Raw genomic sequence first — 11,320 nt, 5'->3', positions numbered from 1 at the left:
AATCAGTATACAAGATATCCATATCTTATTGCCAGCAACACAAGATATTGATTCAACTGCCTTCATCCGCCCCTTATCGAACAGTAGCCCTACAATTTTTGGGTAAGTGAAATTTGAGGTTGAAAAGGGCCTTATCCGACCATTTCCCAATATCGGGGTTCTGGTTGAATGAGGTTCTTTTTCTTATGTCGCAAAATATCCCGTTTGGTTGAAAACATAGAAAATCACAACTCTATATTTTGCTCAAAATCTGGTTGAAATAGTTTTCTTGTTATAGTATCATCATAATATGAGGTTATTTCTCAAATTCTGGTTGAAAAGATAAGGAGACCACTTAATGGAACAGGAACGGTTTAATTACGAAGCAGAAATCTGGAACGTGGCCGATTATCTGAGGGACGTGATCCAGAGAAAAGACTATAACCGTGTGGTGCTCCCATTCTCCCTCCTCCGCAGACTGGAATGTGCTTTGGAGCCAACCAGGGTCGCCGTCTGCAAGGCTCTGGAAGACCATGAGAAGGAATGGGGACGGGAAAGCGAAAACTATCGTACGTATTCTAAAAAGCCTTTCTACAACGTCACAAACTTCCGTCTGAACAACCTGGGCGCTACGGATACCTACGAGGCCCTGATGTCTTATATCGACGGATTCAGCCCGAATGCTCGTGAAATCATGAAGCGGTTCAAGATGGAGGAAACCTGCAAGACGCTTCAGGAACACGGTATGCTCTACACGACCTGCATGAAGTTCGCGGCCTTCGACCTTTCCCCGGAGGCTGTGTCCGACCGAGAGATGTCCAACATCTACGAGCACCTGATTCAGCGTTACGGCGAGTCCATTGCGGAGGACGCCGAGGACTTCATGACGCCGAAAGACGTCGTGCGTCTGGCGACCAGTATGATCTTCGCCAACGATGAAGAGTTGATGAACTCTGACAAGGGCATTGTCCGGACACTGTATGATCCGACCATGGGAACTGGCGGATTCATTACGGACGCACTCGACCTTCTGGATGAGTGGCACAAAAACAGAGAAATGACCGCCCCGGCCGTGATCGTGCCGTATGGCGAGGAAATCGAGGGTGAATCCTGGGCTGTTGGCAAGGCAAACCTTCTGCTCCGCAATGTCAACAACGGCGACAAAGATGAATATGATTCCGTGAAGGACCTGTCCGCGCATGTCGCTTATGGAGATACGCTTTCCGATGACAAGTTCCCGGATGATACATTTAATTATCAGCTTTCCAATCCGCCTTATGGGAAAAAGTGGGAAAAAGAGAAAGACGCCGTGTTTGATGAAGCAAGGCTTGGGTTTAAGGGACGCTTTGGGGCCGGGCTTCCGTCCATCAGCGACGGCTCCATGCTGTTTCTGCAGCATGTCGTGTCCAAGATGGCCCCGGTATCGGAAGGCGGCGGCAAGGCGGGCATTGTCCTGTCAGCTTCTCCGCTCTTCACGGGCGACGCGGGCAGCGGTCCGTCCAATATCCGTCGCTGGCTCTTTGAACAGGACGTGATTGATTGCATCGTGAAGCTCCCGACAGAGATCTTTTTCCGCACGGGGATCAACACCTACCTTTGGATCTTAAATAACCACAAGCCAGAAGGCCGGAAACACAAGATTCAGCTGATTGATGCGTCAGATATGAAAGAGTCTCGCCGGAAATCCCTCGGGAATAAGCGGTACGACATCCCGGAAGATAAGCGCCGTTGGATTGTGGAAACCTATATCGACGGCCATGACCACGGAAAAAGCATTATTGTATCGGATACAGACTTCATGTTCCGTCAGGTGACAACGCAGCAACCGCTCCATGAGAAGATCATACTTGACGCAGCCAAGGTCAGCGGTCTCTTGGAAGTGCTTCCGAAACTGAAAGACAGCGATAAGCAAGTGCTGAAAAGTGCCGTTATCAGGGAACTTCAGAACGGGACCGAACGGGACTACTGGTGGGCGGATACATTCGCCAAGGCCGTCCGTAAGGACATGGATAAGCCGGTTGGCGCTCCGACGATTGCCAAGGCCATCCGGAAAACGTTTGGCGTAAAAGACAAGTCGTTCCCGATTGTTACAGACAAGAAAGGGAATATCGTTCCCGACCCTGATCTGAAGGATACAGAGAACATTCCGTGGGACATGGATTTCGACACATATATGCAGAAGGAAGTCCTTCCGTATGCTCCGGAGACATGGATTGATGAATCTGTCCGGGATTCCGGCCCTCTACAGGACGGCAAGGTTGGTGTTGTCGGCACAGGTATTTCCTTTAACAACTATTTCTATCACTACGAAGAGCCTAGAAAGCCGGAAGAGATTGCTAAGGAAATCATCGAACTAGAAAAGAGCCTTGGTTCGTTCGAAGAGGAACTGCTGAAATGATGGATAATACAAGAAGATGGGACAAAGACTTCCCAGCCCATTGGGAGCGAGTGCCATTAAAATCAAAATTCTCCCTTGGAAAAGGACTCTCTATCAAAAAAACAGATTTAACGGAAGAAGGTGAGAATGTGATCAGTTATGGTCAGATTCACGCCAAATGGAATTCTAAGGTTCACTGCCATGACGAACTGATTCGCCATACTCCAAAGGCATTCTGTGATGGAAATAATTCCTCAATAGCTATACGAAATGGCTTTATTTTCGCTGATACATCAGAGGATCTGGATGGTGTAGGTAACTGTGCATTTATTGATTCGGACGAAAAGATTTATGCAGGGTACCACACGGTATTACTTACCCCTACAGAGGAGAAACACAATAACAAGTATCTGGCTTACCTTTTTACGACAGATGCGTGGCGATATCAGATTCGAAAGAATCTTACGGAAGTTAAAGTGTTTAGCATTTCTCAGAAGGCTCTGAAGCAGACTTTCATTGTCCTTCCTCCTTCTGAAATACAGAGTTCTATCGTATCTTTTCTTGACCGCAAGTGCGCCGCCATCGATGACAACATTGCAAAGCACAAGGTTATCATCGAAAAGCTGGGAGAATATTGGCAAGCAGAGGTTACACGGGCGGTGACAGCACAGGATGGATGGACTCAAAGCCGTATCAAGTTTGTGGTCAATGTTGTTCGTGGCGGGTCGCCAAGACCTATCGATGAATATATCACGGATGGAGATGGCTTTAATTGGATAAAAATTGGTGATGCTACTGGAAATGGAAGATATATTGACCATACTAAACAGAAAATAAAGCGAAAGGGGCTAAATAAAACAAGATTTGTTAAAAAAGGAACATTACTTCTAACAAACTCCATGAGCTTTGGCCATCCATATGTCTTAAATATTGATGGCTGTATTCATGATGGTTGGCTTGCCTTTTCCGATTTCAATAACATTTTGCCCGAGTATCTTTACTATTACCTTGAATCGGATATCGCAATGAAGCAGTTTACACGATCTGTAGATGGCAGTGTTGTAAATAATCTCAATATTGAAAAGGTAAAAAATGCCGTTATCTCCTTTCCCGATGCCAAAACGCAGGCCGATATCGTTAAGGTATTGGACAAGACAAACAGTATTTTAGACAATGCTGTAAACAAGCATAATCAATTAATCGCCAAACTGGAAGAATATAAGAAGTCGCTGATTTACAATGCCGTCACGGGCAAAATCGACTGCAGAAAGGAGAACTATGAATAATGGATACCCTGCATAAGGAAATCAACCTGGAGCAGCATATTGCTGATAAGCTGGTCTCCCAGGGTTGGAGGGAAAGCAGAACGGACAAAGACTTCGATCCGAACACTGCTTTATACTTCCCTGATTTTATTGAATATTTATCAAAGACCGCACCAGACAAGGTTGAAAAGGCTAAAAAGATGTACGGCGGGAACTGGGAGTCAAATCTTGAAAAGGCTCTCGTGAAATCTCTGGAGATTGACGGAACCATCCTCACTCTTCGTGACGGATTCCAGACTGCGGGGCTTCAGACTGTCACCTGTTCCGGCCACTTCCCAGACGATCCGAGGCTTCCGAAGCAGAAGGTTTTCTATGACGAAAACATTCTCCGCGTCATGCACCAAGTCCATTATCAGACCGCAGGAAACAAGTCTCTTGACCTTGTTTTCTTTATCAACGGAATTCCTGTCGGAACCGCAGAGGTAAAGACCGAACTGACACAGACTGTACAGGATGCTATTGAGGAATATCAGAACGAGCGGAAGCCGATTGAACCCGGTACGAACCGCAAGAACTATCTCCTCATGTATAAGCGTGGTGCTGTCGTGCATTTTGCCATTTCTGAAGACGAGATTTGGATGTGCACGAATCTGGAATCCAAGAAGCCCCGTTTTCTGCCATTTAATAAGGGAAATGAGGGTCATGCGGGCAATCTACCCATGCAGGAGGACGATACGGATTATCCGACTTCCTATTTCTGGAATGATATCTGCCGCAAGGATAACTGGCTTCGCATCTTCCATAATTTTGTATTTGAGGAAGTATCCAAGAAGGAAGACGCAACAGGCCGTCTGCACGATGTAAAGACGCAGATCTTCCCCCGCTTTCATCAGTGGGACTGTGTGACAAAGTGCATTGATGATGTTCGTGAGAACGGACCGGGACAACGGTATCTTATCGAGCATTCCGCTGGCTCAGGTAAGACCGAGACGATTACATGGATCTCCCATGAATTGATTCGTCTGATGAACCCGGACGGCACACGGGAATTCTCCTCCGTTATCGTTGTGACAGACCGTGTGGGGCTTGATACCAACATCAAGAAGACCATTAAACAGCTGAAAAAGACGGTCGGACTGATTGAGATGATCGGCGGTGATGACGTAAAGAAGACTTCCGGAGCAAAGTCCAAGCAGCTTGCGAAAGCTCTGCATGAAAAGCGTGAGATTGTCGTTGTTACGCTCCAGACCTTCCCATTTGCCATGGATGCCATTGCCATGGATAAAGACCTGATTGACGCTAAATTCGCTGTCCTAATCGATGAGGCGCATTCCGCACAGACCGGATCGTTTGCAGGCAAGATGAAAGCCGCTCTGAAGCTGGCCGCTGACAAGGATAAGACGAAGCTCGACCTTGATAGCGTGACTGATGAAGATGCTATCGACGCTTACTTCCAGCAATTGCAGGATGCAAGGGAAATGCCGACCAATATTTCCTTCTTCGCCTTCACCGCTACGCCTAAGGCAGAGACAAAGGTGTTGTTCGGAAGACCGGGTAACCGGACAGACCCGAAGACCGGCAACCCGCTGCCGGAGTCCTTTCATCTGTACCCGATGCGACAGGCTATTGAGGAAGGGTATATTCTCGATGTTCTGAAGGGATATATGCCCTACAAGACTGCTTACAAGCTGAATGAAGAGGTGGTTAAGGACAAGCTCGTGGATGAGCGAGCGGCACTTCGGACAATCGCCCAGTGGGAATCCCTGCATCCAACAAACGTGATGGAGAAGGCGGAGTTTATCATTGAGCACTTCGTCAAAAACGTGGCGGCTATGCTGAACGGACAGGCAAAGGCGATGATTGTTACATCTAGCCGTCCTTCCGTTGTCCGCTATAAGTATGCTATTGATGGGTATCTCCGTGCTCATCCCGAGTATGACCGCGACAAGATTACGGAACGGCTCCAATTCAAGGTTCCGGGAGAGCCGCTGGTAGCCTTCTCCGGCAAGGTAAAGGGCTCACAGGCGGTCATGAAGGAGGACCAGTACCTCAAGGACAATCCGTTTGCAGCCATCAAGACGGACTATGACTACACCGAGGAGAATATGAACGACCTTGGGTACGAGTCTGTCGAGAACGCCTTTGACCGGCCGCGGAACCGGCTTCTCATCGTAGCGAATAAGTTCCAGACTGGATTCAACCAGCCGAAACTCTGCGCCATGTACATTGACAAGAAGATCGCTAACGATATCGAGATTGTGCAGACGTATTCTCGCCTGAACAGGACCTATTCCGGCAAGGATCACGTCTATATCATTGACTTCGTAAACGACCCGGAGGCCGTCACGCGGGCGTTTACGAAGTATGACAACGGGGCTGAAATGGAGTCTGCCCAGAACCTCGATATCATCTATGAGATCAAGAAGAAACTGGATGCTGCTGATATCTATACAGAAGCCGAGTTCGAGAATTACAAGAAGGTTCGCTATCAGTCCGTTGCCGACATTGAGAGCAAGGATTCTGCTCGCCAGAAGCTCTATAAGACCGTTGTAGAGCCTGCGGCAAGATGGAACGATGCGATGAAGGCACAGCAGACAGCCTTCCTTACATGGCATAACGTGCGTGATAAGGCAGTATCCGAGAATGATACAGAGACGATTAAGAAGGCTGATGCGGAGCTGCGGAACATCTCCGAACAACTTGATACGCTGATGGATTTCCGGAAGAAGCTGAAAAAGTATGTTTCTGCCTACAACTACATCTCTCAGATTGTAAACCTCGGAGAGCCGAACCTTGAAGTCTTTGCGGGATTTGCAAAACTGCTGTCTCACAAGATTTCCGGTACTCCCCTGGAAGAGATTGATGTATCCAGCCTTGTGCTGTCGGATTTCCGTATCCATGCTATTGATACAGGCGAAGGCAGTGATGATGATACCAAGCTGAAGCCGATGCGTGCAAGCGGCAAGGGGCATAGTTCCAAGAAGGAGTCTCTGAAAGCCATCGTTGCGAAAATCAACGAGGTATGGGGAGAGAATGTTCCGCCTGAAACTGGTGCAAGGACCATCAATGCGATTGCCGATTATGTGACCGCTGATGATGTAAGCCGTATGCAAATTCAGAACTCTACGAACTCCAAGCAGGCAATTATTGCAGATGGTCGTCTGGAGTCCATTATCCGCCTTGCTGCGGCTTCTCTGAAGAATAACGATTTCGCAGTCCTTGCGGATAAGATTCTTAACGATCCGCAGGCATGGAGACCGCTTGCTGACGTTATCTACGACCTCGTAGACAAGAATAAGCGAATTGATATGCTGGATTTGATGGGCCTGCTCCGTCAGAAAAAGGGGAACTAAATGCACGAAGAAATTGAGAAGATATTCGGTATTTCAGACTGTAGCTTCAGTAAGACCTCCTATTGGACGGATGATAAAACAAAAGAACGATACAAGGTCTTTGAATTCGAGTACGATGGAGAACTGCCCGAAAGATGCCCTAAATGCGGGGGAAAGGTCTATAAGCACGGCAGAAGAACGATTCGTCTGACGGATGTTCCTGCAGAAATCCCGGTCAAATGGGATGTGACGGTTCCACGAATCCGCTGCCGAGAATGCCGGAGCATCTGGATGCCTACGATTAAGGGCATTGATGAACAAAGAAGCCTCACGTCCCGTGCGTTCGCGGCTATTGCTCAAAGATCCCTGCGTGACGCATTCAAGTATATCGGGGAGGATTACTCGCTTTCTGGAAATACCGTCAAGAATATCTTTGTTGACTTCCTGAAGTTCCACGAAAGTATGCTACAGTTCAAGACGCCAGCATTTATCGGCATTGACGAGATCAAGGTGAAACGGTTGGGAGAACTAACCGTCATTACCGATCTAGAACATCGGACCTTGTTTGATATGCTACAGGGGAGAAACCAGAAGACGCTGACAGAATACTTCATGAATCTGCGGGACCGGGATAAGATTCTGTGGATCTGCTCCGATATGTACCGACCGTTCCAGAAGACCATCGGTGACGCCATGCCGAACGCCAGATGGGCGATTGATCATTTTCATGTGGTCATGAAGGCGAACGAGGCGGTAGACGCCGTCAGACGGCAGATACAGGGCAATATGTCCAAGAAGGACCGAATCAAAACGAAACGAGGGTTGGCCTACACGTTGAAGACAAGAACAAGGGATCTGGAACCGGGCGAGGCAGAAGCAATCCGAATGTGCCGGGAGGACAGGAAGCTGCATCCACTAGCTGTTGCCTTCGATCTGAAAGAGGATTTCTTCCGCATCTATGATGACAACAGGGAATCCCGCGACAATGCCGAAGCGGCATTCGCCAAATGGGAAAAGTCTATACCGGAAGATGAAATATACAGCAAGTTCCGTGATCTGGCTTCTACGGTCCATAACTTCTACGATCAGATATTCAATGCATGGGATTGTCCGATAGCCATTTCCAACGGTTTCACAGAGTGTACGAACAGACTTATCCGTGAGAATAACACCCGAGGTCGTGGCTATTCCTTCGATATACTTCGTGGAAGAACCTTATATCGCAAGGCAAACCTACAGAGAATCCTTGAAGGTAACCTTGCTATGATAGGCCCTGAGATTCCGAAGGATGGTCCTGTATTCTACTTTGAGGGCACAGATGAGAACGATGAATCGGACGAGGTTGGCCTCGACCCCGATACCGGAGAAATCTTCGAGTAACTGAATATCAGACACACAAAAAGAGCTACTTGCTTTATAGCAGGTAGCTCTTTTTGTGTGCGTATTTTCAACCAAATTTTGCGACCAAAATATCCGTGGCTGAATACCGTTTTCAACCAAATATTTCATTCAGATGTTTTGGTAGTTCTATGACTTTCAACCAAATTTTTCATCCAAACAATTCCTAGACAGGGGTCATACATATGATTTTCAACCTCTAAATTCACTTACCCGAAATTCATTAGATTCGTCACCCATTGCATTATCCCAAAATTGTGCGTTCTCCTCCCAGATTTTTTTACTTTCCTCTGTTCCCATGTTCTCTCCCACTCCCCAAATTTGCTTTTTTGCTTCCATTAAATCTTCCTTACTATATTCCATTGTTACCCTCCATAACTTCTGATTGTTGCCGTCTTGACGATTATGTATCTTTACATTACCTTCTGAAACATATGGCGCACCTTGTCCAGGCGGCTGTTTGGACGGCGGGGCTGGATGACCGGCTGACCGACAGCGGCCTGATATCCTTTCAGCTCTGTAAGGCATACGCTCCGCCCGTTGGTGTAAAAGGCCAGATCAGTACGGTATGCCTGTATACAGCGGGCGGGAATCTCGCCAGTAAAGACAACTTCATCCTTTTTTACCTGGGCCGTTTCGATGGTGGCACAGTATTTCGGTGCATCATGATAAGCCCTGGAAAGGTATTCCTGGGGCGCATAGAGGATGAAGGAGAGATAAGGTTCCAGCAGCTGCGTCCCCGATTCCTTCAATGCCTGTTCCAATACAATCGGGGCCAATGAGCGGAAGTCCGCCGGCGTGCTGACCGGACTGTAATAAAGCCCGTATTCAAAGCAAATCTTACAGTCCGTTACGTTCCAGCCGAACAAGCCCTGCTCCAGCCCGTAACGGATACCATCCCTGACAGCGTTTTGAAAACTCTGGTTCAAGTATCCCAGCGAAACCCGGCTCTCGTATTGTACACCGGAGCCAAGCGAGAGTGGTGTAACAGACAGTCCTATGGATGCCCAAAACGGGTTGGGCGGCACCTCGATATGGATGGTGTGGCTGGCTGCTTTGAGCGGCCGCTCCATATAAATGACGGAGGGTTCCTTTACCACTGTTTCAAGCTTGTATTTTTCCGACAGCAAAGCGGAAACAACCTCCAACTGCACCCGGCCCAAAAAAGAAAGAATGATCTCATGGGTGATGGAATCCACTTCGCAACGCAAAAGCGGGTCAGTATCCGCAAGTTGCGTAAGAGCGTCCAGCAGCCGTTCTCTTTGCGCTGCCGTTTTCGGCGCAATCGTCGTCCGCAGCATGGGGAGGGGGTCCTCGCGCCACCTTTTACGAGGGAGCCGGGTTTGGTCCCCTAATACATCGTTTAACCTCACGCTGTCGCTGGGAAGGATAACAATTTCACCCTGATAAGCGGTGTCTGTCCGAACAATTTCCCCTTTGGATGGAATACGCATCTCTGTGATTTTCAGCTTTTCTCTCCCGGCCAGGGCCACCGTATCCCGCAGGCGCAGCGTTCCGCTGTATAACCGTAGATAGACACGCCGCTGGCCGCAATCGGTGTACTCAACCTTGAAAACGCTGCCGCATAGGGCGGCGCCCCCCTGTTCCCCAATCGGTTGGAACAGCCCTGTCACCGCATCCATCAACGGTTGAATGCCAAGGCCATTTTTGGCGCTGCCATGATAGACTGGGAACAGGGAGGCGTCTTGAACCCGCTGCTGTTCCTCCCGCGCAAGTTTTTCCCGGCTGATTGGTTCTCCTGCGATATACTTTTCCAATAATTCATCGTTATTTTCGATGACCGCATCCCATGCTTCTATGTCGGTATTTTCCTCCAGGACTATTTCCGGGGACAGCGACACCGTCTGCTTGATGATAATATCGGCGGAGAGCTTATCCCGAACAGACTGAACCACGCTCTGCAAATCAACGCCAGCCTGGTCGATCTTGTTGATAAAGATAACGGTGGGAATGTTCATTTTCCGCAGGGCATGGAACAGAATACGGGTCTGGGCCTGCACGCCATCTTTAGCGGAGATCACCAAGATGGCCCCATCTAAAACAGCCAAAGAGCGGTACACCTCCGCCAAAAAATCCATGTGGCCGGGCGTATCCACAATGTTAACTTTACATCTGTGCCACTGGAAGGAAGTGACTGCCGCTTGAATGGTAATCCCACGCTGCCGCTCCAAAAACATGGTGTCCGTCCTCGTTGTCCCTTTTTCGACGCTCCCCGGTTCTGAAATGGCTCCGCTGGCATATAGCAGGCTCTCCGTCAAGGTCGTCTTTCCAGCGTCTACATGGGCAAGAATTCCAATATTGATTATTTTCATGTGATTGTCCTCCCTTTACAGCCCCAAAGGGCATAAAAATCCCCAGCAGTAAAATACTTTTACCACTGGGGATTATAAGTTGCGGACATACACATATACAGCATACACCTGTTTGTGATTGCTGTTTTTGGGGATATGTCAAAATTGATAAGGCAAAAGTATTCTTAAATTGGGTACAAAAAACTAAGCCCCTACAAAAGGAGCTATCATAATCCTTTGTTCCCACTATTTGATTATAGTTTTATTTAAGAATACCTTGCCGCATATTTTTTACTCCTTTTCTGGACTAAATCATTGTATCACATCAGTTTTAGGAAAGCAAGTACCTAAAAGAAATTTTTCTTCCCCTTATATGTAACAATCATACCGGCTTCCTAGCGTTCAGAATGTTTTCTGCTGTCTGCTGTGGTGTTTGGTTGGAATTGTCCAACCAAAAGCCGATCCGTGGTGTTGTCTGCATTTTACTAAATACAAATTCAATGTATACAGAAAGATATAAGGAGTGGGAGGGATTCCGCCGTAGTTGGCATTGTAGGAAAATCCAAAAGTTTAGATTTTCCCACAATGCTTATCTTTTGGTCTTTGGTTCGGAATAGTTGTTAGCGCCGGGCGAAAAACGCCACTGAGTGTCGGGCG

General features: G+C 47.9%; 5 protein-coding genes and 1 pseudogene. 4 read left to right on the top strand and 2 right to left on the bottom strand.

All coding sequences use genetic code 11. From position 1 onward, the window contains the following. Nucleotides 1–337 precede the first annotated feature (337 nt). Genes DWZ54_RS03240 through DWZ54_RS03225 form a run of 4 tightly spaced genes read left to right on the top strand, consistent with a single transcriptional unit; the run spans nt 338 to nt 8,333 of the window. Nucleotides 338–2,377 carry a class I SAM-dependent DNA methyltransferase gene (locus tag DWZ54_RS03240; protein WP_118474486.1) on the top strand — a complete coding sequence of 680 codons (2,040 nt, stop codon included), beginning with the start codon at nt 338–340 and terminating at the stop codon, nt 2,375–2,377. After that, on the top strand, nt 2,374–3,642 hold the full coding sequence (locus tag DWZ54_RS03235) for a restriction endonuclease subunit S (RefSeq protein WP_118474485.1): 1,269 nt from the start codon (nt 2,374–2,376) through the stop codon (nt 3,640–3,642). The genes DWZ54_RS03240 and DWZ54_RS03235 overlap by 4 nt, the downstream gene beginning before the upstream one ends. Next, entirely contained in the window at nt 3,642–6,974 is a 3,333-nt protein-coding gene (locus DWZ54_RS03230) for a type I restriction endonuclease (protein ID WP_118474484.1), read from the top strand. Before DWZ54_RS03235 ends, DWZ54_RS03230 begins: the two co-directional genes overlap by 1 nt. Then, nucleotides 6,975–8,333 carry an ISL3 family transposase gene (locus DWZ54_RS03225; RefSeq protein WP_118474483.1) on the top strand — a complete coding sequence of 453 codons (1,359 nt, stop codon included), beginning with the start codon at nt 6,975–6,977 and terminating at the stop codon, nt 8,331–8,333. Between the two features lie 234 nt (nt 8,334–8,567). On the opposite strand, the pseudogene DWZ54_RS03220 reads toward DWZ54_RS03225, so the two are convergent. Next, nucleotides 8,568–8,714 (bottom strand): annotated as a pseudogene (locus DWZ54_RS03220) (class I SAM-dependent methyltransferase); the annotation flags it as partial. A 50-nt stretch (nt 8,715–8,764) separates the two neighbouring features. After that, entirely contained in the window at nt 8,765–10,684 is a 1,920-nt protein-coding gene (tet(W), locus tag DWZ54_RS03215; RefSeq protein WP_002586627.1) for a tetracycline resistance ribosomal protection protein Tet(W), read from the bottom strand. Nucleotides 10,685–11,320 lie beyond the last annotated feature (636 nt).

The sequence above is a fragment of the Mitsuokella sp. AF33-22 genome (genome assembly GCF_003475755.1).
In the GTDB taxonomy this organism is placed as follows: Bacteria; Bacillota; Negativicutes; order Selenomonadales; family Selenomonadaceae; genus Mitsuokella.
Note: the sequence above shows the minus strand (reverse complement) of the source record. Positions and strands in the feature narration are given on the sequence as shown.

Excerpts from the sequence above, each read along its gene's own strand:
- DWZ54_RS03240 (WP_118474486.1), top strand. The coding sequence starts at position 338 with ATGGAACAGGAACGGTTTAATTACGAAGCAGAAATCTGGAACGTGGCC.
- DWZ54_RS03230 (WP_118474484.1), top strand. The coding sequence starts at position 3,642 with ATGGATACCCTGCATAAGGAAATCAACCTGGAGCAGCATATTGCTGAT.
- DWZ54_RS03225 (WP_118474483.1), top strand. The coding sequence starts at position 6,975 with ATGCACGAAGAAATTGAGAAGATATTCGGTATTTCAGACTGTAGCTTC.
- DWZ54_RS03235 (WP_118474485.1), top strand. The coding sequence starts at position 2,374 with ATGATGGATAATACAAGAAGATGGGACAAAGACTTCCCAGCCCATTGG.